General features: G+C 60.3%; 20 protein-coding genes and 1 CRISPR repeat array. Of the genes, 5 read left to right on the forward strand and 15 right to left on the reverse strand.

All coding sequences use genetic code 11. From position 1 onward, the window contains the following. Nucleotides 1-103 precede the first annotated feature (103 nt). Nucleotides 104-322, forward strand: coding sequence for a CRISPR-associated endonuclease Cas2 (gene cas2 / locus NW826_RS11920; protein WP_414510231.1), 219 nt, complete (start codon nucleotides 104-106; stop codon nucleotides 320-322). Between the two features lie 176 nt (nucleotides 323-498). Then, a CRISPR array of direct repeats spans nucleotides 499-1,776; the repeat unit is 36 nt; unit sequence ATGATTTTCCTTTGATTGCCGTAAGGCGTTGAGCAC. Nucleotides 1,777-1,821: 45 nt separating this feature from the next. On the opposite strand, the gene crtH is transcribed toward cas2, so the two are convergent. Then, nucleotides 1,822-3,345 carry a carotenoid isomerase gene (crtH, locus tag NW826_RS11925; protein ID WP_414510274.1) on the reverse strand — a complete coding sequence of 508 codons (1,524 nt, stop codon included), beginning with the start codon at nucleotides 3,343-3,345 and terminating at the stop codon, nucleotides 1,822-1,824. A gap of 275 nt (nucleotides 3,346-3,620) precedes the next feature. Here crtH and NW826_RS11930 point away from each other — a divergent pair, with 275 nt between their 5' ends. Then, a complete protein-coding gene (locus tag NW826_RS11930) occupies nucleotides 3,621-4,640 on the forward strand; it encodes a Rieske 2Fe-2S domain-containing protein (RefSeq protein ID WP_414510232.1) in 1,020 nt (339 codons plus the stop codon). On the opposite strand, the gene NW826_RS11935 is transcribed toward NW826_RS11930, so the two are convergent. The 9 genes from NW826_RS11935 to ebsA form a co-directional block, all read right to left on the reverse strand. Then, complete coding sequence (locus NW826_RS11935) at nucleotides 4,623-5,567, reverse strand: ABC transporter permease (RefSeq protein WP_414510233.1); 945 nt, start codon at nucleotides 5,565-5,567, stop codon at nucleotides 4,623-4,625. The genes NW826_RS11930 and NW826_RS11935 overlap by 18 nt on opposite strands. Further along, on the reverse strand, nucleotides 5,561-6,685 hold the full coding sequence (locus tag NW826_RS11940) for an ABC transporter ATP-binding protein (protein ID WP_414510234.1): 1,125 nt from the start codon (nucleotides 6,683-6,685) through the stop codon (nucleotides 5,561-5,563). The genes NW826_RS11935 and NW826_RS11940 overlap by 7 nt, the downstream gene beginning before the upstream one ends. A 417-nt stretch (nucleotides 6,686-7,102) precedes the next feature. Further along, nucleotides 7,103-8,005 (reverse strand): PD-(D/E)XK nuclease family protein, encoded by a 903-nt coding sequence (locus tag NW826_RS11945; protein ID WP_414510235.1) that lies wholly within the window; start codon nucleotides 8,003-8,005, stop codon nucleotides 7,103-7,105. Between the two features lie 50 nt (nucleotides 8,006-8,055). After that, on the reverse strand, nucleotides 8,056-8,598 hold the full coding sequence (locus NW826_RS11950) for a hypothetical protein (protein ID WP_414335941.1): 543 nt from the start codon (nucleotides 8,596-8,598) through the stop codon (nucleotides 8,056-8,058). 40 nt (nucleotides 8,599-8,638) lie between these two features. Next, nucleotides 8,639-10,888 carry a DNA polymerase III subunit gamma/tau gene (locus NW826_RS11955; RefSeq protein ID WP_414510236.1) on the reverse strand — a complete coding sequence of 750 codons (2,250 nt, stop codon included), beginning with the start codon at nucleotides 10,886-10,888 and terminating at the stop codon, nucleotides 8,639-8,641. 98 nt (nucleotides 10,889-10,986) lie between these two features. Continuing rightward, nucleotides 10,987-11,514, reverse strand: coding sequence for a hypothetical protein (locus tag NW826_RS11960; protein WP_414510237.1), 528 nt, complete (start codon nucleotides 11,512-11,514; stop codon nucleotides 10,987-10,989). Nucleotides 11,515-11,550: 36 nt separating this feature from the next. Beyond that, nucleotides 11,551-12,210, reverse strand: coding sequence for a dephospho-CoA kinase (gene coaE / locus NW826_RS11965; RefSeq protein ID WP_414510238.1), 660 nt, complete (start codon nucleotides 12,208-12,210; stop codon nucleotides 11,551-11,553). 122 nt (nucleotides 12,211-12,332) lie between these two features. Continuing rightward, a complete protein-coding gene (gene cimA / locus NW826_RS11970; protein WP_414332571.1) occupies nucleotides 12,333-14,024 on the reverse strand; it encodes a citramalate synthase in 1,692 nt (563 codons plus the stop codon). Continuing rightward, nucleotides 14,014-14,385 carry a type IV pilus biogenesis protein EbsA gene (gene ebsA, locus NW826_RS11975; protein WP_414332569.1) on the reverse strand — a complete coding sequence of 124 codons (372 nt, stop codon included), beginning with the start codon at nucleotides 14,383-14,385 and terminating at the stop codon, nucleotides 14,014-14,016. Before ebsA ends, cimA begins: the two co-directional genes overlap by 11 nt. A gap of 257 nt (nucleotides 14,386-14,642) precedes the next feature. Between ebsA and larE the strand changes: the two genes are divergently transcribed. From larE to NW826_RS11990, 3 genes are all read left to right on the forward strand, one after another. Then, the gene (gene larE, locus NW826_RS11980; protein ID WP_414510239.1) at nucleotides 14,643-15,518 is read left to right on the forward strand and encodes an ATP-dependent sacrificial sulfur transferase LarE; all 876 of its coding nucleotides are present in this window, start codon (nucleotides 14,643-14,645) and stop codon (nucleotides 15,516-15,518) included. A 132-nt stretch (nucleotides 15,519-15,650) separates the two neighbouring features. Beyond that, the gene (locus NW826_RS11985) at nucleotides 15,651-17,393 is read left to right on the forward strand and encodes a DUF3769 domain-containing protein (protein WP_414510240.1); all 1,743 of its coding nucleotides are present in this window, start codon (nucleotides 15,651-15,653) and stop codon (nucleotides 17,391-17,393) included. A 280-nt stretch (nucleotides 17,394-17,673) separates the two neighbouring features. After that, entirely contained in the window at nucleotides 17,674-17,955 is a 282-nt protein-coding gene (locus NW826_RS11990) for a DUF1830 domain-containing protein (RefSeq protein WP_414332563.1), read from the forward strand. A 24-nt stretch (nucleotides 17,956-17,979) separates the two neighbouring features. Here the strand turns inward: NW826_RS11990 and NW826_RS11995 are convergent, their stop codons facing one another. The 5 genes from NW826_RS11995 to NW826_RS12015 all read right to left on the reverse strand — a co-directional run bounded on the left by NW826_RS11995 (nucleotide 17,980) and on the right by NW826_RS12015 (nucleotide 22,144). Beyond that, nucleotides 17,980-18,357, reverse strand: a complete 378-nt coding sequence (locus NW826_RS11995) for a hypothetical protein (protein WP_414510241.1) — start codon at nucleotides 18,355-18,357, stop codon at nucleotides 17,980-17,982. A gap of 33 nt (nucleotides 18,358-18,390) precedes the next feature. Beyond that, nucleotides 18,391-19,116 carry a hypothetical protein gene (locus tag NW826_RS12000; RefSeq protein ID WP_414332559.1) on the reverse strand — a complete coding sequence of 242 codons (726 nt, stop codon included), beginning with the start codon at nucleotides 19,114-19,116 and terminating at the stop codon, nucleotides 18,391-18,393. A 40-nt stretch (nucleotides 19,117-19,156) separates the two neighbouring features. Further along, nucleotides 19,157-19,702, reverse strand: coding sequence for a DUF3110 domain-containing protein (locus tag NW826_RS12005; protein WP_414332557.1), 546 nt, complete (start codon nucleotides 19,700-19,702; stop codon nucleotides 19,157-19,159). Between the two features lie 777 nt (nucleotides 19,703-20,479). Beyond that, nucleotides 20,480-20,824, reverse strand: coding sequence for an ArsR/SmtB family transcription factor (locus NW826_RS12010; protein WP_414332555.1), 345 nt, complete (start codon nucleotides 20,822-20,824; stop codon nucleotides 20,480-20,482). A gap of 138 nt (nucleotides 20,825-20,962) precedes the next feature. Then, entirely contained in the window at nucleotides 20,963-22,144 is a 1,182-nt protein-coding gene (locus NW826_RS12015) for a metallophosphoesterase family protein (protein ID WP_414510242.1), read from the reverse strand. Between the last annotated feature and the right edge of the window lie 6 nt (nucleotides 22,145-22,150).

Raw genomic sequence — 22,150 nt, forward strand, 5'->3', positions numbered from 1 at the left:
GAAGTTGGTTTGCTAAGTGTTGCTACTGTACCCCTTGATTACTTAACAGGCTGTAGTATGCTATGACATACGTTGCCAAAAGCGATGGCGAAAAGCGTCGAAGTTGTTAGAGGGATATGGAGAGCGAATTCAGTACTCAATCTTTCGCACTTGGCTAACATTACGAGAACGAGAAAAACTGCGCTGGGAACTAGAGAAGATCCTCAAGCCGGAAGATGGCCTTCTCATCGTGGGGATCTGCAACCGTTGTTTGGAGCGGGTGCTCACCTCGAACCGACCAGGAAGTTGGCCACAGCAGCAGAGCAGCTACAGGATCTATTGAAGAAACAAGGATCCACCGTTGTGAGAGGTATCTCAGCTTCTAACAAACCTCAAAGCCTTGCTGTAAGCGGATCCCAGCCGTTTCCACTTGCTTGGAGATGCTTGCAAAACCTCAGAACCCTCATGGGAAGCCTGTTCGCTAGGCTTTGACTGCCAGTTAGGGTACAATGGAAGCGCATGGTTTTCCTCTGATTGCCGTAAGGCGCTGAGCACCTTGCCAAGTGGCTATCGGAGCCTTGCAAAGCAAGGATTCTGAGGTGCGGCATGATTTTCCTTTGATTGCCGTAAGGCGTTGAGCACATGATCGGCTTGCTGCAGCATCGTTGATGGTGGCCATATGATTTTCCTTTGATTGCCGTAAGGCGTTGAGCACTTATGGGAAAGTGCTAGTCTTTTCTAGTAGTCCTATGATTTTCCTTTGATTGCCGTAAGGCGTTGAGCACGCAAGAAGCTTTGAGATTAGTTTATCGCCAATAACCTATGATTTTCCTTTGATTGCCGTAAGGCGTTGAGCACTATCTGCTGAGGCTACTCTTCCTGGAGACGGGTCTATGATTTTCCTTTGATTGCCGTAAGGCGTTGAGCACGGATCCGACCACGACTCTCGACCTCTTTATCGTAGAATGATTTTCCTTTGATTGCCGTAAGGCGTTGAGCACGAAGTCTGCCTAGGAAAATCTTCTTTCCCCTTTTCCATGATTTTCCTTTGATTGCCGTAAGGCGTTGAGCACGCCGGTACCAGTTGGTCATAATTTGGCCCGATGTGAAATGATTTTCCTTTGATTGCCGTAAGGCGTTGAGCACATAGTTTGGTTGATAGCATCGTTGGCACCTCAACGATATGATTTTCCTTTGATTGCCGTAAGACGTTGAGCACTATCCGTTGAACCAAGTCTGCCTGGAGACGGCTCCAATGATTTTCCTTTGATTGCCGTAAGGCGTTGAGCACGGGTTGGCCACGCGGTGGGGTGGTGTGGTGTTCCCGATGATTTTCCTTTGATTGCCGTAAGGCGTTGAGCACTCAGGTTGGACTGAAGCGACTGGCTCTGCTTCTCCATGATTTTCCTTTGATTGCCGTAAGGCGTTGAGCACAGACTAGAGCTACGTCTCCGTGACAAACTAGCTGATTCATGATTTTCCTTTGATTGCCGTAAGGCGTTGAGCACGGCGGGTACTGCTCAGGCAAGTTCCTGCAGCACCACATGATTTTCCTTTGATTGCCGTAAGGCGTTGAGCACCCCATAGAGCCAACACTGAGCGCGTGGCCACCATGCTGATGATTTTCCTTTGATTGCCGTAAGGCGTTGAGCACTACCGATTCTGTCGCGAGCTCTAGCCCGGATAGGGAGATGATTTTCCTTTGATTGCCGTAAGGCGTTGAGCACTTCCGTCTGCCTACGAAGAATCGGACGGTGGTGGATGATTTTCCTTTGATTGCCGTAAGGCGTTGAGCATGTGGCTAAGTTTGTGGTCAGTGCTGTGCAATTCCGATGATTTTCCTTAGGAATTGGAAAGGTCTACATCTACCCGGTGGGCACAGGCAAATCCGGAGAAGGCGACGGCGTTGAGGCCTTGACCGGGGAAGGTGCTATCGCCCACGCAGTAGAGGTTGGGAATGGCGGTGCGGTTGAAGGGCATGCCCAAGAGGCCCCAGGGAGTGCCGCGAGGGATGGGGCCGTAGGTGCCGTCGACGCGGCCCAAGAAGCGGCGGTGGGTGCGGGGGGTGCCCACCTCCAGCAGCTCGATGTGGGATCCCAGCTCTGGCCAGAGGGCCTCCAGGCGGTGGATAAGGCGTTTGGCCGCCGCTTGTTTTTGCTGCCGGTACTGCTCCGGGCCCAAGCCCTGCCAGGTTTGCATCCAACTGGGGGTAAAAGCGTGGACGATGTGGCGGCCCGGCGGGGCCAGCTCCGGATCCAAGAGGGTGGGGATAGAGACGAAGATCGTGCTCTGCTCCGCCTCCAGGTCTTGCCAATCTTCTAGAAGAATGTGGTGACAGTAGCGCTCGCCGGCCAGGGCTTCAGCTCGCACCCCTAGGTGCAAGCTTAAGAAACTGGGAGACTGTTGGTAGCGGCTTTGCCAGCGCCGCTCCGCCGCCGGCAGGGATCCCGGCCAGAGGCGCTCAAAGGTATCCCAGCGGGTAGCATTGGAGATGATCTTGCGGGCAAAGAGCTTTTCCCCTCTGGAGAGCTCGACGCCCACGGCGCGGCCCCGTTCTTCCAAAATCCGCCGCACCGGCGCCCCGTAGCGGATTTGCCCCCCGCAGGCCTCTAGCCCCTGGGCCAGTTTCTGGGCAATCTGCCCCACCCCTCCCTTGGGGTAGTTGACGCCGCCGTAGTGGCGATCACAAAACACCATGCCGGCATTGATCATGGGCGTGCGCTCCGCCGGCACCACTGACCAGCAGTAGCACTCCATATCCACAAAGCGCAGCAGCGCCGGATCCCGTAGGTGGCGCCGCGCCACCTGGCCCACATTCACCGGCAAGTAGCGGGCCAAGGTCAGGCAGGCGCGGGGGTTGCCGACAAAAGAGCGCCAGAGATAGCCCCACTCCTCCAAAGAGAGGAGCTCCATGGCGTTGAGGCTGTTGAAAATGGGCCAGAAGCTGTCGTAGAAGCGGCGAATGCTGCCCGCTTCCTGAGGGAAATAGCTGGCTAGCTCCTGCAAAAACTGCTCGTAGTCCCGGTGCACGCAGGGGCTGAGCCCCTGGGGCAGGTGGTAGGCAATCTGCACCGGGTCGGGGATGGATTCCAAAGACTGGCCCACAGCAGCTAGGGCGCGGGTGAGCAAGTTGGTGGTACCTTGAGTGCCCAGGCCAAAGATCATGGAAGCCCCGACATCGAAGCGGTAGATCCCGTTGCCGTTGGGATCCGGACGCTCGAAGTAGCCAGCGCTACCGCCGGGGATGAGGTATTTTTCCAACACCAACACCTGGTAGCCCTTGGCCGCCAACTGGGTGGCCGCCACCAGCCCGCCGATCCCAGCACCAACGACAATCACATCCCAAGTAGCCGGGGGGGAAGACACGGCAGAGAACTTGGGCTGGGCAGAAGCCTGAGAAGGCAGAGTTTGGGTCAAGGGATCCCTCGAGTTGAACGCAAAGCCGGTATTCTCAAGCTACCAGAAGTCCCGAGAGTTAATTTTCCCGGAGCAGCGGGATCCCTGGGGAAGAGGCTTGGTAGCAACCCCAACTCCCTCTTTTCGGCTGGGGGATCCGCAAACGGGATTGTGGCAGAGGCTACGGAACCCAATCGGCCAATTTGCTAGCCAGGATCCCACACCCACCCTGGGGATTTTCAGCCATGTTGGTTACTCAGCATCCTGTCTTTCGGCGCTTTTGGTACCCGGTGATGCCCCTCAGCCTACTGGAGCAGGGATCCCCGCAACCCTTTGAGCTGTTGGGAGAAAAGATCGTCCTCTGGTTGGATCAAGCCGGGCAGCCCCAAGCTGCTGCCGACCGCTGCTGTCATCGTTCGGCCCAACTCTCCAAGGGGATTGTCTGCGATGGCCACATTCGCTGCCCCTACCACGGCTGGGAGTTTGATGGCACAGGTGCCTGCGTCAAGGTGCCGCAGTTGCCGGCTCGCGCGCGCATTCCGGAGGGCTACCGCATTCCCGCCTATCTCTGCCAGGCCCGTTACGGCTATGCCTGGGTTTGTTTGGATCCTCAACCCCTGCGAGACATCCCGGTCATTCCAGAGGCAGAGGATCCCAGCTACCGGCTCATCCACGAGTTTTACGAACGTTGGGAATGCGCCAGTTTGCGCATCTGCGAGAACGAGTTCGATGCTGCCCACTTCAGCTTTGTGCATCAAAACACCTTTGGCAGCCTAGACAACCTGGTACCCAGTCATTTCGAGATCGAGGAGCTGGACTACGGCATCCGTACCCGCCTGGTGGTCGGTGTGGCCAACCCAGAGCTGCAACAAAAAAACCTGGGCATTCCCCTTGCCAAAACCGAGCGCACCACCACTTCCACCTGGTACCTGCCCTTCACCAACCACCTTCACATCCGCTACCCCAATGGCCGCAGCCATGTTATCGTCAACATCCCCACCCCCATCAACGACCGGGCCTCGCAAGTGGTGCAGTTTTGCCTGCGCAACGACACGGAAGCGGATGCTCCAGCCTCAGAGGTAGTCCGCTTCGACCGGGCTGTAACTTTGGAAGACAGGGCCATTCTGGAAACTACGGATCCCGATGTCCCTCTCGACCTCAGCGCCGAGCAGCATATGTTTACCGACAAACCCGGGATCCTGATGCGCAAGCAACTGGCCGCCCTGCTGAAAGCTCATGGCAATGCCTCAGATCAGCTCTTCTAGGCCGCGGCTGCCGGCATAGCGGCTGTAGGCATAGAGCAAGCCCAGGCTCAGGCCGGTAACCAAAAAGCTAAGGGCTGCTCCAAAGGGGTAGTCCAGGCTGGCGCCAAACTGCATCTGGATGACATTGCCGATCAACAAGGTTTTGCTGCCCCCCAGCAAGTCCGGTACCACGAACATACCCAGCGCTGGGATGGCCACCAAAATCAAGCCCGCCGCCAGCCCCGGCAGCGTTTGGGGAAAAAGCACCCACCAGAAGACCTGCCAGCCGTTGGCGTAGAGATCCCGCGCCGCCTCCGCCAGGCGCCAGTCGATGCGCTCCACTGCTGTGTACAGGGGCAAGGCCATGTAAGGCAAAAAGGTGTAGACCATGCCCAGGTACACGGCCAGCCAACTGGGGTAGAGAGCCGTCTGGGGCGGGATCCAGCCCAGCCAGGCGGCCAGGCGGGCCAGCCACCCTTCTGGCGCCAACACCACCATCCAGGCGTAGGTGCGAATCACCAGGTTCGTCCAAAACGGCACCACCACCAGCGTCAGCAATAGATCCCGCTGTCGGGGCGGGTGGGCGACAATAAAGAAAGCCAGGGGATAGGCCAGGAGCACACAAAAGAAGGTGGTGACGGCCGCCACCAGCAGGCTGCGGCCCAAGATCTGCCAGTAGATGGGCGTCCAGCCCAGGGGGCCGTAGCCGAGAATGCGCAGGTAGTTGGCCAGCGTCAGAGGCAGTCCCACCTCGCCAAACTGGCCGCGGCTGAGAAAACTGCAAACCAGCAGCAACACTCCCGGCAGCACCAAAAACAGCACCACCCATAGCACCCCCGGCCCGGCAAAGATGAGGCTGCGCAGCAGCTCCTGCCAGGGGGAGAGCAATTCCCCGGCCCGTACCTGAAGACGCTGGCGGGCAAGGGGGATCCCTGGCCATCTCAGCATGGGGGATCCTCCTGCCGGGGATCCGGCCGCAGGCGCACCAGGCTCTTGGGGGGCAGGTGGGCCACCAGCGCCTCGCCGATCTCAAACCCCGCCTCCTCAATATCCGTGTTGAGGGCGGTGGCCTTGAGCTGCTGTCCATTGGCCGTCTGCAGCAAGTACTGGTTCTCCGCCCCGGTGTAGATGAGGTTTTCCACCCGCACCGGCACTTGGTTGGGCAGCAGATCCCAGCCGCTACGGGAAAGCTGAATCTTTTCTGGGCGGATGGCCAACTGCACCGGCTCCAAGTTGGGCTGGATCCCGGGCACCTTGAGCTTGCCTAGGGGCGTATCCACGCAGTCGGTGCCACAGGCGATCCCTTCGATGAGGTTGCTGGCCCCCAAAAAGTCCGCCACAAAGGCGGTTGCCGGCCGCTCGTACACCTCGTCAATGGGGCCAACTTGCTCAACACGTCCGGCCCGCATCACCGCCACCCGGTCGCTGGTAACCAACGCCTCCTCCTGGTCGTGGGTAACAAAAATAAACGTCATGCCCAGCCGCCGCTGCAGCTCGCACAACTGCACCTGAAGCTGCTTGCGCAACTTGGCATCCAACGCCGAGAGCGGCTCATCCAATAGCAGCACCTCCGGCTCATTGACCAAGGCGCGGGCCAGGGCCACCCGCTGCTGCTGCCCCCCGGAGAGCTCCTGGGGCTTGCGCTTGGCCAGATCCCCAATCTCCACCAATTCCAGGGCAGCGGCCACCCGCTTGTGCAGGGCTTCGCCTCGCACCCCCCGCCTGCGCAGGCCAAAGGCGACGTTTTCCTCCACGGTCAGGAAGGGGAAAAGGGCATAGCTTTGAAACACGGTGTTGACGTTGCGCTTGTGGGCGGGCAGGTGGCCCACCGGGCGCCCCCGGATCATCACTTCCCCGACGTCAGCCATCTCCAGGCCGGCGATGATGCGCAGCAGGGTGGTCTTGCCACAGCCAGAAGGGCCCAATAGGCCAAAAAACTCGCCTCGCCGAATCTGCAAGTCGATGCCGTCGAGGGCCACAAAGTCGCCAAAGCGCTTGCGGAGCCCCTTGAGCTCCACATCCCAGTCGGGATCCCGGACGGTGGTGGAGAGGACACCCGCAGTCACAGTTGGCAGCGCCGACAACATCCTTTAACCCAGTATGCAAGTCTCCGGGAAAATTGCAGCTGTCTCTTGCGCCATGGGCGCAAGTTCTACACTCAGCCTTGCAAATGGGGATCCCTGTCTGCAGCTTTTCAAGACAGGATGGATGGAAGATAGTGTCGCTACGCCACTTTCACATCACGCAGGTGGTAAACACTCCCGTGAAAGGTGTGCATGGGCTGTTGCCAAAACCGATTCTGCCCCGACCTGCCTTGCTCTGAGTGCTTTTGCATCTACGGCCATTTCCAATAGCAGTGAAGCTGCTCCTTGCTATGTTCCCACCCCTCTCCCTCTGGGAGAGGGGCCGGGGGTGAGGGGCCTGGGGGTGGTCGCGTCGGCGGCGCGGAGCGCTTGGGTTGGTCGAACTTGTCTGGAATGGGTTCAAGCCGGAACACCGTTCTCCCAATCTGTCTCCGCAGGCGGCGTAGGCTCTTGCATGGGCCAGACCCAATCTGTGAGGTCTTGGGAAGGGATCCCTTGGGGCATTAGCCCGTGGCAACGGGAGCAGAACAGACAACTGGCACAGCGTTCACCGTAGGGGATCCCGGGAAAGTTCTGCGCCTCCAGTTGCCGCAGGCGGGCCAGGGTGGCTTTGAGGTGGGCCAGATCCCGCTCGTAAGCGGCGGCGCTGTAGCGGCGGTAGAAGGGCTGCTGCGGGTGTTGCACATACCAAAGGGTCAGTTGCACCTGCTCCGGCTGGAAGGGGCCTTCCAGGAGCAGTTGATCGGCCACCCCAGACAGCAGCAGGGGGTAGAGGCGCACCTGCCAGTCCTGGGCCAACTGTTCATCGGGGGGGCGCTGCCGCTCCGTCTTCCAATCGACAATGTGCAGGGATCCCGGGGTAATCACCAGCCGATCCAGGCGGGCCATCAGCTTAAACCCCTCGATCCGCTGCCAGAGGGGCAATTCCGCCAACACCCGCCCCTGCGGATGAGCGTGGGGACTGGCCAAGAACACCTGCCACCACTGGCGTACTGTCTCATCCAAAGCAGATAAGCGGGGCTCCACCTGCCGACCGCGGCTGTGCCACTCGACCAAGCGGTGAAACTGCCGCCCGCGCCTCTGCTCCAGTTCGTGCTCAGAAGCATTGGCAGCAGGCCAGATCAACCGCTCCAGGTACACATAGCGAAACAGGCGAGGACAATGATCCAGGAGCGCCAAGGCGGAAGCAGACAGGTTGACCTGCTCAAGGCTCAGCCTCTCCAAAGGGGGGGCAGAGCCTACAAAAGGGGCAATCGGGATCCCAGACATGGGCAAGTCCTGGCGGGGATGGGAGGAGTGCAACTGCTCTGAGCACACTTGAACTGACCTTCCACTAAAAGCTGGGGGTTGTGCTAGGCTCCTGTCGAATTTGCCCAGACCCAGACAGCGACCATCCCATCCCAGAGCAACAAAAGCAGAGCCAAGCATCCGAGCAGCCCGTACATCCAAGGCTGAACGTAAGGGCGCAGCCCGCCGATCTCCAGTTGGGTGTGACGTTGAACCTCGGCCAACAGACGCTGGAACCCGGCCACCCGCATCGGCAAAAGCACGCGCTCCCCAGCTTGGGTGACTAAGTAGTACACCATACCGCCTTGGCTGGTGGAGCGGGGCTCAATGCGTTCCACATCAGCCCACCGGATCTGCCACTCCTGCCGCACAAAAGGTGGCACCCAGCCTGGGTAGGTGGCCTGCATGCCCTTTTCATCCAACTGGATCTGTTGGCTCAGGGATCCCAGGACTACTCCCCATCCCAGCAGCAGAGTTGCCCAAAGGGATCCCAGCTCAAGCGGTGTTGCCTGTTGCCGGGACAGCAAGATGGGCAGGGGCAGGCTCAATCCCCAGTACAAGGCCTGCAAAGCGTAGCGAATCAACGGGGAGATGGGGAAGATCAACATGGGCAGAGGGGGGCTCGCTTCACCAAGCTTAAGATAGCCCTTAAAAAGGCAGCTCCTCCTTTAAGGATTCCCTTTCTGCTTGGCGATCGACAAGCGGAAAAGACGGCTCACGCCGATGGGACGGCTTTGCTGCTGCATTGGGAAACTCTGCAGCAGACCCTTCTGCCGGTGTCGGCGGGTCGTAGATCTCACCGGAGAGCAGGTCGAGGGATCCCTCGGCTTCTAAAGTCTCCATTGAGGAGAGCCCTGCCGCGGATCCCAACACCCCCTCCAAGTCCACCAGGCTGCCGTTGAAATGGTCGGCAAAACGGCGGGCAATCTCCGCCAGCTCATGGGTTAGTTCATAGGACTGCCGACGGTGCTCTGCATAACCTAGAGAAGCAATGCTGGTTGCTGAGCCGTTCACCTGAGCGCCCCCCACAGGATCGTTGCGCTCAGGCTCTGGCGAAGGTGGGTCAGAGGGGGGATGGTGCCCGGTACTTGGCGGGATGGGCTCCGTTGAGGAAGCAGGGCTGCTGGTGTTATCGCTTGGCAACCCTGGCGCGGCAACGGGATCGGGGGGGAGAAATGCTGTGGGCGGCAGCGGGGCGGAGCTCTTGGACTTGGTTTCGCCGGTGCGATTGGAAACCTCCGGCCTGCCGGAGCGCTGCACAACCAAGTTGAGCTGCACAGGGCGCTGCAACAGATGGTGGAGTACCGACCGCAGTTCGGCTTCTTTGCTGCGCACCTTGTCCACCAAGCCTTTGCTGGGAAAGGCAAGGGTAATCTCTTCCAGAGTCTCTTGCTGCAAATGCCCGGATCCCAGCAGGGCTTTGGTAATTGGGGAAAGGCCCTTGAGGAACTCCTCCCAGCGGGGCCGCAAGAGCCTGGCGGAGGAAGCAGCGGGATCTTGCGCTTTTTCCGGGGAAGTCTCCCCCCGGCTTGGCCCTGCTGTCGGTGGCGGTGTGGAGTCCCCCGTTGCTCGAGAGGCAGGGGTTGGGAGCTTTTCAACCGCTGCTGCAGCCTGCTGCTTTTCTCCTACGACAGCGGGGGCAACGTTCCCATCGAGGTTCTTCAAGACCTCCGGCTTGCTGTTGCCCCTAGCAGAAGACGGGCCGACAACAGCTTCAGGAGAGAGAGCAGGGGATAGGTCGGCAACGGGGAGCGGCTTTCCGCCTTTGGCCTCTGTCGATGGCAGCGGGACGGCACCCTGGCGAAGCTGGCCCAGCAGATCCAGCAGGGCAATTTCCAACCAAAGCTGGGGCTGGCCGCCCTGGCGAATTTGCGGCTCGCACTGGCGCAGATGGCTCTGGGCCGCCAGCAGCATCTCCACCGAGTAGCGAGGGGCCCGCTGCTGCAGGGCTGCCCAAGTGGGATCCGTTACGGCCGCCAACTGCCGCTGTTGTGGTGCCGTCTTGGCCAGCAGCAGATCCCGGTAAAAGGCCACCAGGCTCTGCAACAGCACCGGCGGCTCTCTGCCCCGCTCCAGCAATTGCCGCGTCTGGGCCAGCACTGCTTGCACATCCTGAGCCAGCAGGGCATCGGTCAACTCCAAAAGCTGCCGCTCCGGGATCCCGCCCACCAAGTCCCACACGGCTTCTGGGGTGATAGATCCCTCCAGCAAGCTAAGCTGATCCAGCAGCCGTTCGGCATCCCTTAGCCCCCCCTGGGCAAGCTGGGCCACCAGGTGCAGCGCCTCCGGTGTGATGGGGATCCCTTCCTGGGCGGCAATCTTGCCCAGGTGGGCCACCATGTCGTCGAGGGGAATGCGACGAAAGTCAAAGCGCTGACAGCGGGAAACGATGGTGGGCAGAACCCGCTGAGGGTCGGTGGTGGCCAGCACAAACACCACGCGGGGGGGCGGCTCTTCTAGGGTCTTCAGCAAAGCGTTGAAGGCGGCATTGCTGAGCATGTGGCACTCGTCGATGACATAGACCTTGTAGCGGCTATTCACCGGCGCAAACTGGGCCCGCTCGATCAGCTCGCGGATGTTGTCCACACCGGTATTGCTGGCGGCGTCGATTTCAATCACATCCAAAGAAGAGCCGGCGGTGATGGCGCGGCACTGGCTGCACACCTGACAGGGATCCGGCGTCGGCCCCTGCTCGCAATTTAGGGACTTAGCCAAAATGCGGGCGCTGGAGGTCTTGCCCGTGCCGCGCGGCCCACAGAACAAGTAGGCCGGCGCCACCCGGTTTTGCCGGATGGCATTGGTCAAAGTCTGTACCACCGCCCCTTGGCCCACCACATCGGCAAAGCGCTGCGGGCGGTATTTCAAATGAAGGGGTTCGTACTTGCCGGCAGCGGCCATTTTTTGGAGATCTCCAGTCGCAATAGCGGGACGGAGTCCTTGCAAGCGCGCCCCCGCCGCAACCCCTCGATGCTGAGGCGATCCCAGGGGGGCTCCCCCTATTCTGGCTTCTCCCTGTGTCCCTCAGGAGCAACACCGAGTCTTGAAGAAGATGCTGCTTCCTGGGCAAGCAAAGCCTTGGGATCCCGGCGGCGCAGGGGCGGCATCTGCGGCAATTGCACCTTCCAGCGGGGGGCATCCAGTTGGTCCACGTGCTGCAGGCGGTAGCTGAGCTGGTACAGCTCCCTCTTGAGCTGGCGATTTTCTGCTTGAATGGCGGCGATGCGCTCGCGGATGGGCTGCAGGCGGGCCTGCAGCTTGCGCCGGTAGAGCTCTGGTAGCTCCTGGAGCATCTGCTCCAACACCTGCTTTTCTTGGTAGAGCTGCTCGATCTCGGCCTCATAGCTGCGAATCTGTCGGTGTTGCTTTTCTTGGCGCAGCTCCAAAAGATCGATCTGGCTTTGCAGCAGGCGGTTGCGCTCCCGCAAAGCCTGAATCTCCTGCTCCCGCGCCGCCAGCGCTTGCACCCACCAGGACTCCGCCCTGCTATCGCCAACAGGCTCGCCGCCGCAAATCGTTTCTTGCATCGACTCTTCCTCAACCCACCATCCCCATCCGCTACTCTATCCAGCCTGCTGGGGCGAGGCCAGGGGTTTCTGGGAAGCCAGCGCTTGCTGCACCTGGGCTTCCAGCTCCGCCAGGGATCCAGAATTGTCCAGCACTACATGGGCGCGACGGGCCTTTTCCTCTAGGGGCCCCTGGCTGGCCAGGCGAGCTTCAATTTCTGCTGGCGTCAGGAGGGGATCCCGCTGGGCCAGACGCTGCCGCTGCTGCTCAGGGGTACAGGTCACCACCCAGATCTCGCTGACCCAGTTTTCCATGTGGGCCTCAAACAGCAGCGGGATCATCAGGCAAACGGTGGGAGGGCCGTCCTTTTGAGGATTTGCAACCCCTTCCTCAGGCGGCGCAGAGGCTCCGTGAGACTGGAGAAACTCCCGCAGCCGCGCTTTGACAAACGGGTGAATCTGGGCTTCTAGCCAGGCCCGCTCGGCGGCATCGGCAAAGATAATCTGCCCTAACTGGCGGCGATCCAGCTCTCCAGAGGGATCCCGGATGGCCTGGCCATAGCGCTGCAGCACCCGCTCGCGGATGGGGGATCCCACCGCCAAGGCCTGGCGGGCCATCTGATCCGCATCGGCCACCGGGATCCCGTGCCGTTCCAAGATGCGGGCCACTGTGGATTTACCGGTGGCTATGCCGCCCGTCAAGCCGATGATTCTCATGGGAGCTGTACGATTTCACACAAGTTGGAGCCAGCCTCTCACCCCCGGCCCCTCTCCCAGAGGGACTCCCTCACCCCCGGCCCCTCTCCCTCTGGGAGAGGGGAGATGGTTGAAGATCCCCCTCAAGGAGAGGCCATCTGGGCAGAGGCTGGGGAAAGGCAAGGTGCTGTCAAGAGACTATACTCCAAGCCTTCCACCAAGGCCCGGCAGGAGGCTTCGATGATGTTGGTGGAAACTCCCACCGTGGTCCAGCGGCGGTGGCCATCGCTGAACTCCACCAGCACCCGCGTTTTTGCCGAGGTGCCGGCCCGCCCATCCAAGATGCGCACTTTGTAGTCGGCCAGGTGAATCCCTTCCAGTTGGGGGTAGAACTCCAGCAAGGCTTTGCGCAGCGCCCCATCCAAAGCGGCCACCGGCCCATTGCCTTCCGCTGCCGTTACCCGCGTCTGCCCTTGCACCGCAATCTTCACCGCCGCCAAGGACTGCACATCCCCCGCCTCACCACTGGGATCCCAGTCTTTGCTGCTCCAGTCGGAGCGGGTAGTGGTGCTGACATTAAAGCTAAGCACCTCAAATGGATGCAAGCGCTGACCTAACAGCTCCCGCACCAGCAGCTCAAAGCTGGCCTCAGCCGCCTCAAACTGATAGCCCTGCAGCTCCAGGGTCTTCAACCGCTCTAGGATCAAGCGGGCTTGGGGATCTGACTTGTCCAGCCGGATCCCGAAGCCGGCCACTTTGCTGAGGATATTGCTCAGCCCCGCTTGTTCCGAAACCACGATGCGCCGGCAGTTGCCCACCTGCTCCGGGGCAATGTGCTCGTAGGTGAGGGGGTTTTTCTGGACGGCGCTAACGTGGATCCCGCCCTTGTGGGCAAAGGCCGACCGGCCCACAAAGGGGGCATGGTCATCCGGAGCCAGGTTGACCACCTCGCTGATGGCGCGGGAGATCTCCGTCAGGTGTTGCAGCTTCCCTTCCGGCAGACAGCGGTAGCCCAGCTTTAGTTGCAGGTTGGGGATGACGCTGCACAGGTCGGCGTTGCCACAGCGCTCCCCATAGCCGTTGATGGTGCCTTGCACCATGCGCGCCCCCGCCTGGACTGCCGCCAGGGCATTGGCCACGGCAGTGCCGGAATCGTTGTGGGTGTGGATCCCCAGGGGCAAATGCCCCAGGTGATGGGACTCGGCCAAGACGGCTGCGGTGATGGCGGCAATCTCGGGGGGCAGGGATCCGCCGTTGGTATCGCAGAGAACCAGCCACTCTGCCCCCGCTTCTGCCGCCGCCACGAGGGTTTGCAGGGCGTAGTCGGAGTTGTGGCGATAGGCGTCGAACCAGTGCTCAGCATCGTAGATCACCCGTCGCCCCTGGGAGCGCAAATAGGCGATGGTATCCCGGATCATGGCCAGGTTTTCGGCCAAGGTGGTGCCCAGCCCCTCAGTCACATGCAGATCCCAGGACTTGCCGAACACCGTCACGTAGCGGGTGCCCGCCGCCAAGATGGCCTGCAGCAGGGGGTCGTCAGCCGCCCGCCGCCCCGGCTTGCGGGTGGAACAAAAGGCCACCAGCTCCGCCTGCTCCAGAGGCTCTTCCCGCAGTTGCCAGAAAAACTGCACATCCTTGGGATTGGCCCCCGGCCAGCCCCCCTCGATAAAGGGGATCCCCAGCCGATCCAGCAGCTTGGCGATCTGGATCTTGTCTTGCACCGACAGCGACAGCCCCTCCCGCTGCGCCCCATCCCGCAGCGTGGTGTCGTAGAGGGTGATGGCGGCTAAGCAACCAAGGACTGCGTCCTGCTGGCGCGAACGGTCAATCTTCATAGCGCATCAGCTTTTTGTAAAAGGCGGTGGAGAAATCCGGCGGCTGCCCCCGCTGCATCAGGGTCACCACATCGATGAGATAGTCCACAAACTCGTAGTTGGCAATGGAAAGCTGATAGGTGAGCTCGGCATCTTGAGCGAAGATCACCTGAACCACCGTTAAATCTGAAGGTAGCGGGGACATGTGCCAACTGGCCAAGAAGCGGACGGGATCCGCCCCCTCAATAGCCCTTTGCCCCTCCAGGTTGCCTCTTTTGTAGAGGCCCACCGCCAGGGCTAAGTACTGTCGGCGGGCAACGGCGTAATAGGGCTGATAGACGGCCACTTCTGGCGGGCTGGCAGGTTCGAGTTGTAGAGCCATGACGGCAAGAGGAGAGAAGCGTCGATTGCGGCAACAAAGCAAGGGGCTCACTGCCATCCAGCCTACCGCGTCGGCGGGCTGCTGGCCTAGAGACAGGTTGCCCGCTTGTGGGGGGATCCCGCACCTCACTTGGGAAGGAAGCGTTGGAAAGTCGGGAAACTCTGAGAAACAATAGGAAGGGAAAACCGCCCCAGGTTCTCCTCCGCCGGGCCAGGACGGCGTCCCCTTGGCCCCAACTTACCGAATCTGCTGGCCTTATGAACATAGCCCCAAACCCCACTGCCGACCCTCTGCTGGAGCTGGATCCCGTCCTGCAAGGCAAGTTCCACCAGCTTGTCCAAATCTTCGCCGAGATGGGGCGGGTCTTGGTGGCCTACTCAGGCGGGGTCGATAGCAGCCTGGTGGCCAAACTGGCCTGGGATCAGGTGGGGGAGCGGGCCTTGGCCGTCACTGCCGCTTCCCCGGCGCTGTTGCCCGAAGATCTGGAGGAGGCCATCTGGCAAGCCCAATACATCGGCATCCGCCACCAGATCGTCGAGACCCAGGAGCTGCAGGATCCCCGCTACGCCGCCAACCCCGCCAACCGCTGCTACTTCTGCAAAAGCCACTTGCACGACACCCTGCGCCAGGTGGCTGAAACTCAGGGATACGACTACGTGGTGGATGGCCTCAACGCCGACGATCTGGCCGACTATCGACCGGGAGCGCAGGCGGCCAGAGAGCGCGGCGTGCGTTCTCCCCTGGCAGAGGTGGGGATGAGCAAGCTGGAGGTGCGGCAACTGTCTCGCCACCTGGGCCTGCCCTGGTGGGACAAGCCGGCCCAGCCCTGCCTCAGCTCCCGCTTTCCCTATGGCGAGGCCATCACTGCCGAGAAGCTGCGGCGGGTGGGAGCGGCAGAGCGCTATTTGCGCAGTTTGGGCTGGCAAGAGGTGCGGGTGCGCTCCGAGAAAGATACTGCCCGCATCGAACTGCTCCCTCATCAAATCGTGGAATTTGTGCAAAAAACCGATCTGGCAGCGCTGGTCAAGGCCCTGCAATCTTTTGGTTATCTCTACGTCAGTCTCGATTTGGAGGGCTACCGCAGCGGCAAGCTCAACCGCGCCCTCAACCCGCCCCCGCCGACAACGGGCTGAGCCAGCCTAGGGGCTTGGGCTGAAGTTTTGTGCCAGGTTTAGGGGAATATGAAAGGGTTTTGGTGGCTCTGGCTTTGCTTGGGGGTGTTTGGTCTGGCAACAGCTGCTCCTGCCTCAGCCCAGAAAAACCAGGTGGCAACCGCTCAGCCTGGGGATACGAGTGCCCCCGACACCCTTGCGGATCGCACGTTACGGCTGCGCTCGGATCGCCAAACCTTCGACCAACGGGCGCAGGTTTTCCTGGCCGAGGGCAACGTGGAGATGCGGCTGGGCCGCTCTGTGCTGCGGGCAGACCGCCTGCGCATCGAGCTGCAACAGCGGCGAGCGGTGGCCGAGGGCAATGTCTCGGTGGAGCTGGATCGGCAGCGCATCCAGGGATCCCGCCTGGAATACGACTTTGAGCAAGAGCGGGGAGTTTTGGAAGAAGCCTTCGGCCAGGTGGATATCGGCCAGTTGCAGGCCGCCGGATCCCCGGCAGCGGCCCTCTCGCCGCAGCGGCTGGTGCGCTTTCGCGCCGTTCGCATCCGCTTCGATGCCAACAACTGGGAAGGAGAGCAAGTGCAGTTGACCAACGACCCCCTCGATCCGCCGGAGCTGGAGATCCGCAGCCCGCGGGTGACCTCTACCTTGCAGGCGGATGGTTCCAGCCTGTTGATTGCTGAAGCTGGCCAACTGGTTTTCGACCAAGTCTTTTTTCTGCCCCTGCCCATTCGGCTGCGCTTTGACTCGTTGAACCGCCAGCCGCCCATCAGCCTTTTCTACGATGACTTCGACCGGGAAGAGCTGCGGCGCGGCCTGATCCTGCAGGCCAACTTCGAGCTGCTGCAGGATCCCCATCTCAGCCTGGTGCTCTCCCCGCAACTGTATCCGCAACGCCTTTGGGGCAGCGACCAGGGAGTTCTGGATGGAATTGGGCTGCGAACGGATTTCCGTTGGCGACAGCCCGAAGCCAATGCTCAAACCTCGCTGTTTGCCGAGCTGCGCGGGATCGTCTTCGAGGAATTGGCCCGGCGCTTGCGGGCCCAGGTCGAACACCGCGTTGCCACCGGCAACGGCGGCCAAGTCACCTACACCTATGCCTACCGGGAGCGCTTCTTCAGCGGGCGCCTGGGGTTTCAGATCGTGGAAAATCGCCTTGGTGCCAGCTACCGCTCGCCCACCCTCCGCCTCGGCAACACCGGTTTGGATTTCAGCTACCGCATAGCTGCCGACTACATCGACGCCCTGGGACAACTCGGCGACATCGACACCGATCCCGATCTGGCCTTGGCCAAGACCACCGAGCGCATTCAGCTCGCCCGTCTGCAACTGGGGGCAACCCTAACTCGCTCCTTTCCCCTCTGGAGCCCTCCCAAGACGGCAGCAGATCCCCCGCCCCGCTTTTCCGCTCTGCCCATCGAACAGGGAATCTGGCTTAACACCGGCGTCAGCAGCAGCCAGTCACTCTACTCCAATGGCCGTGTCCAAAGCTATACTGCCGGCAGCATCGGCATCGATGCGGTAATCGGGGCTTTTGTGGCCGATACCTTCGACTACACCAACCTGAGGGTGACCTACTCCAACGGTTTTTTGGCGGGGGCCTCGCCGTTTTTGTTCGACCGCATCACCACGCGGGAGCAACTTGTTCTGGGCTTTTTACAGCAGCTGTATGGCCCGCTGCGGGTGGGGGCGGAAACCACGCTGGATCTGCAGTCAGGCCAGCAGGTGGACATCACCTACCGCCTGGGTTACGACCGCCGCACCTATGGATTTAGCTTGCAATACAATCCGGTGCGCCAGTCGGGGGCGCTGGAGCTGCGGGTGGAGGGCCTGAACTGGGATCCCCGCCAGTTGCCGCAGAAACCGACGACCGGAGCGAGCGTCCACGAGCCCTGATCCCCAAACTCCAAGGGGACTCAAAATGTAATCTTGACTACTACTCTGTGGAGATTTTCTGTGAGAAATTGCCTCGCCGCAGGAAGAAATCTCAATCCAAGTCCGTCCTGAGTTGAGGAGCCATTCTGAAAAAATCAAAACGGTAAGATAAAATACAGAAATTGCTTTTCCAGGATTCATTTCTGCTGGTTGGGATCGCCGTATCGCAGACTACCGCAGCGATCCCCAAGCGGTGTTAGGGTAGATGCTAGGCTGAGCAGAGTGGGCTGGTGATCTAATTATGCAAACACTTGATGCAATTCCCGCCAAAAGACAAACAGAGCGAATAACCTGTAGCTACATCAATGCGACCAGCTCCGTTCAGGTGGTTCGCATCACAAATATCGAAAACTGGTACTTTGAGCGGGTGGTCTTCCCAGGGCAGCGGCTGCTGTTTGAGGCAGTGCCGGGAGCCAAACTGGAGATCCACACGGGCATGATGGCCAGCTCTATCCTGACAGACATCATCCCCTGCGAAAAGATGCGGGTGCGAGAGACGGAGCCGGTGACTGTGGGCGCCTAGATCCCCAGAGGCCAGCGGTGTGGACTAGGTCTCGCGGCCTTGCTGCTTTCTCTCCTCTGCTTCCGGGCTAGGGGAAGGTTGGGGTGAGGGGCGAGGCTTGGGCGGCAGTGGGATCTCGAGGAAACGGGCGCTCAACCTCACCGGGCTGGTCTCTCGCCGTTGCGGCGGCCAAGGGATCCCCAGCCAACGGGCCGTGAGCTCCAGCAAGCCGGGGGGCGGTGTGGGAGTAGGGGTGGGCGTTGGTGGTGGGGTGGGGTACAGATCCAAGCGCGGGGGGCGCGGGGTGCTGACCCGGAAAGCATCAGGGGGCGGCTGGGTCAGCGGCACATTGGGATCCCCGCATCCCCCCAGCAGGCCCAAACCCAGCAGGATGTACAGCGTTGCACTGCCTCTGCTTCTCATAAACGAGCTGCCGAACATCGACCCACCAGACTATCACCGGGATCCCAGGACTCTGAGCCGGCTTTGCAAATCTGCTTCCAGGGCAGATAGCTCGCGGGCCATGGTTACGTAGCGGTTGGCAGTCAAGTTTTTGGCGATAAATTGCTCCAGCAGTTGCTGATCCCGGGCAACCATCTGGTTAAAGTACTGCTCTACGGAAACCCGCGGGTCTTCGATCAAGGCTCTGCACATCTGCAAAGCCGTGATCAACTGGGCTCGCACCTGCAAAAAGAGGGACTGGACGTACTTCTGCTCTGCCTCGTTCAGTTGGCGAAAATCGCGCCAATACTGCCCTCTTTCCAGCGATTGTTGCAGCTCCTGCACCCAGCGGTTGTACTCCTTCACCTTGCGGGCCAGGTCGCTGGCGAACTCCATGATCTTGGGCGGGCTGTTGAGGAGATGGGCCTCCTGCCAACGCTGACGAATGCGACGCAGGTTTTGCCGCAACTCCAGGATGGCCCAGAGCAGCCCCAGCAAAACCACCCCCAGCAACAGGACGGCCACCGCGTACAGCAGCCAATAGCCGGGATCCCGCATCGCCGAGAAGATCACCAGAGCAACCACCAACAGGCAAAGGGCCAGCATAATCCAGAAGCGCAGTTGTTGTTGTTGCAGACGCAGGTACCCCTCCCTCAGGCCAAATGCTTCACAGCAAGCCTCCAGATCCGCATCCATGATCTGGCGAAACTCCTCTGCAGAGATCGGTTCGGCAGTGATCATCGAAGACCCTCGCAACGCAATCTGGCTGAAGTCCAGGCCGTTAGGATTTGCTCTGCCAATCCCGCGCGGTTTCCGTGCTCTCCTCCAGAGGCTCCAGCATCTCGTTGGCCGGAACCACCATCAATCCGTAGCCCCCTTCGCGACAAAAATCGACGATCTCCTGCGTGTCAAAACGTTCTGCTACAGGCTTAGGCAGTCCCTGTTGAGCCAGCCTCTGGGCATATTTTCTGGCCGCAAACGAGCTCTCAAAAGCAATAACAATATCTTGACCACCAACCTGGCGCGTGCAGATCCCCTCCTGCCCATTGGCTTGGTAGAGCAGCACGATCACCTGGGAAGGCAAGTCTTCCGGGCTAACCCAAGATAACCCTCTCTCTACCTGGGATCCCCCGCCCAGCAGCACATCCCGCGCCTCATTCAGCCGCGCCAGTTGCGCCTCTAGCAAGGGCCTTTGTCGCTCATCCTCCAGTTCTGCGAGAGCAGTGCCGAGAGTTTGGTATTCCTGAAACAATCGCCCCCGGATCTGCCGCTCGCTTGCATCCGGCGGAAGGCTGAGAATTTTAAGGGCTTCGGCGGTGCTCATCATCAAAACCTCCTGGGTCTGAACCCTTGTCCTTTAGGACGGCTTTGTCCACTTCAGGCATAACACCTCCACGAACAAAAGCCGAGAAACCGCACATCTTCTTTTTTCGCTGTTTGCGTTAATCTTTTTTCCGCTTGCTCAACAATGCAGGCTGAGTTTTCCACCAGAACTTCCGCCCACAAAGCTCAGTCCCAATTTGGGGTGCTCGACCAGGCTCCCTCTCTTGAGTCCCAAACTCAGGGTACCACCACGGGGAAGCTGTTTCCCCCCTTTTAAGGAGAAGGCACGATTCCAAATCATCGCCTAGGCTAACTGCTCTGAGAGTCGCCGGGGAGAAATTCTTCCGTGATCGTTGCTGCCATCTTGAGGTTGCTTGGCAGGGGAATTGAGTTTGGGTTGCTCGAGTAAAGCGGGAAGCGAGAAACCCAACTCAAAAGCCTCTCGTGCCAGCAAAGATGGATCCGACTGGGCGCGTTTCACCCGCTCTTTGAGGCGATTCCGCAGGTGTGCCCGGTGGATGCGTTTCAACTCCTCTCTCGGGTCGCGTGTCATGCCGTCCCCACTTTTTTTGTATCGATCCTAACAAAGAGCCCAATGGCCGGTGTCAGGGAACTTTGACGGACTTTGGGAGATGGCGCAGCGAGTGAAGCCAACGGGATCCCTGGGGCTGCCAGGAGAGAAATAGAGATGCGCTTCTGTTGGCCCACCTTCAGTATGGCGGGATCCAACAGTTTTTCCGGGGGTATTTTGGGTTGCCGCGCCCAACACCTAGGGATCTTCTCAGGGATCTTCGGCACAGGGAACCGCGGCTTTGGGGGGGCCAGCCTGTCCCAAGCTATCCAAAAAATGCTGCAAGAGCTGAAAACCGGGTGGGTTAAGGCTGTAGTAAATCCAGCGCCCCTGCTGGCGAGCGTTAACCAGCTTGGCATCTCGCAGAGTTTTCAAGTGAAATGAAAGCTTAGACTGGCTAACCTGTAGCTTTTCGCAGAGCTCGCAAACACACAACTCGCGCCCCTGCAGCAGTTGCAGCACGCGTAGACGGAGCGGGTCAGAGAGAGCGTGGAACCGCTCCCACACCTGCTTATCCAGCAGATCCCCTTTTACCTCGACCAGCAACGAGACCATCTGTAATCAACTCTTAACTAAAGTAGCAGGAGTTGTGCGCCCCAACTCTTGATTGATTGGACTGATGGATGGGATGGTGGGGGAAAAGTAAGACAACGCATCGGCTCGGCAGCGTTTCCCTCCATGGAATCGACAGAGTTAATCCCGACACAGGGATCCAATACGAGCTTGGCAGGTGGCGATTTCTTCGGGGGTGAGGTTGTCCCAATTGACGTCGCGGCGCAGCACCAAGCCATTGTGCCCGGTGATGAAGCGGGGCAGCTCGGCTTGGTCGATCACGCTCAGATCCCGCATGTGGTAGGTGGTGTAGTAGGTAACCTCCGAAGTGTTGAAATCCACGTCGATAAGGGTGAGGGTCTTGCGGGGGGGCAGGGGGCTATTCAGGAGGGGGCGGGGGCCGGAGCCAAGAATGCCGCAATGGAGCAGTTGCAGTTGCCCCTTGTGGCCAGGGTAGTAGCCGTGGTCGTGGCCGCTGATGTAGGTGTGGACGCGGTACTTCTCCAGCAGGGCCCGCTTGGCATCGGCCTCCAGCAACACCTCTCCTGGATCGTCGCGCCCGACGGTAATCGCATAGAGGGGTAGGTGGCCGATAACGATGCGCAACTTGGCCTTCTGAGCCCGTTCGCTGGCCAGTGCTGCTTCCGCCCAGGCCATCTGTTCCGGCGGGATGTAGTTGCAGGTGGCGTCCCAGACTAAGTAAAATACCCCGTCTTTTTCAAAGGTGTAGTAGAAGGGAAAGTCGCCTCGATCCACAAAGTTCAAGCCCGGATCGTGGGCCGGGTCGTTCCAAAACTCACGGGCCAAATCCCGTTCTTTTTGGAAGAGAAAACCGCCCCGCGTGGTGCGGGCACAGGAAGCATCGTGATTGCCCAGCGTGAAGCCGTAGGGGAGTTTGGCGGCTCGCAGCGGGCCAGCCACATGCCGGTCGAAGGCTGCCCACATGGCGCGAATGCGCTCTTCCGAGAGGCGGGGATCCTGCCCGGCCACCATGTCCCCTCCTCCCAAGACGATATCTGGCTGGAAGTAGGGGATGAGGCGGATAGCCCGATCCACCTCTGGGTCGTAGTCCACCGAGCCGTAGATGCCGTTCATATCGCTGATGACCAACAGGCGAAGATCGCGGCGGGCTGGGATGTAGAGGCCCCGGGGAGCTTCTGGATGGGGGACAACCGTGGGCGTAGGCCGAGGGGTAGGGGGGGATCCCACCACTGCGGACAGAGGTACCGAAGTAGGACGCTGCCGACTAGCCCAATAGGCCCCCGCCAATCCACTGCTGCCGGCTAGTCCCAACAAGCCCAAGATCATTTGGCGCCGCCGCATCCTGCT

Source organism: Synechococcus sp. OH20 (assembly GCF_047502685.1).
GTDB lineage: Bacteria > Cyanobacteriota > Cyanobacteriia > Thermostichales > Thermostichaceae > Thermostichus.

Bases quoted from the DNA above. Each gene is read 5' to 3' on its own strand.
- NW826_RS11930 (WP_414510232.1), top strand. From the start codon at position 3,621: ATGTTGGTTACTCAGCATCCTGTCTTTCGGCGCTTTTGGTACCCGGTG.
- NW826_RS11935 (WP_414510233.1), bottom strand. From the start codon at position 5,567: ATGCTGAGATGGCCAGGGATCCCCCTTGCCCGCCAGCGTCTTCAGGTA.
- NW826_RS11950 (WP_414335941.1), bottom strand. From the start codon at position 8,598: ATGTTGATCTTCCCCATCTCCCCGTTGATTCGCTACGCTTTGCAGGCC.
- NW826_RS11955 (WP_414510236.1), bottom strand. From the start codon at position 10,888: ATGGCCGCTGCCGGCAAGTACGAACCCCTTCATTTGAAATACCGCCCG.
- NW826_RS11960 (WP_414510237.1), bottom strand. From the start codon at position 11,514: ATGCAAGAAACGATTTGCGGCGGCGAGCCTGTTGGCGATAGCAGGGCG.
- coaE (WP_414510238.1), bottom strand. From the start codon at position 12,210: ATGAGAATCATCGGCTTGACGGGCGGCATAGCCACCGGTAAATCCACA.
- cimA (WP_414332571.1), bottom strand. From the start codon at position 14,024: ATGAAGATTGACCGTTCGCGCCAGCAGGACGCAGTCCTTGGTTGCTTA.
- ebsA (WP_414332569.1), bottom strand. From the start codon at position 14,385: ATGGCTCTACAACTCGAACCTGCCAGCCCGCCAGAAGTGGCCGTCTAT.
- larE (WP_414510239.1), top strand. From the start codon at position 14,643: ATGAACATAGCCCCAAACCCCACTGCCGACCCTCTGCTGGAGCTGGAT.
- NW826_RS11990 (WP_414332563.1), top strand. From the start codon at position 17,674: ATGCAAACACTTGATGCAATTCCCGCCAAAAGACAAACAGAGCGAATA.
- NW826_RS11995 (WP_414510241.1), bottom strand. From the start codon at position 18,357: ATGAGAAGCAGAGGCAGTGCAACGCTGTACATCCTGCTGGGTTTGGGC.
- NW826_RS12000 (WP_414332559.1), bottom strand. From the start codon at position 19,116: ATGATCACTGCCGAACCGATCTCTGCAGAGGAGTTTCGCCAGATCATG.
- NW826_RS12005 (WP_414332557.1), bottom strand. From the start codon at position 19,702: ATGATGAGCACCGCCGAAGCCCTTAAAATTCTCAGCCTTCCGCCGGAT.
- NW826_RS12010 (WP_414332555.1), bottom strand. From the start codon at position 20,824: ATGGTCTCGTTGCTGGTCGAGGTAAAAGGGGATCTGCTGGATAAGCAG.
- NW826_RS12015 (WP_414510242.1), bottom strand. From the start codon at position 22,144: ATGCGGCGGCGCCAAATGATCTTGGGCTTGTTGGGACTAGCCGGCAGC.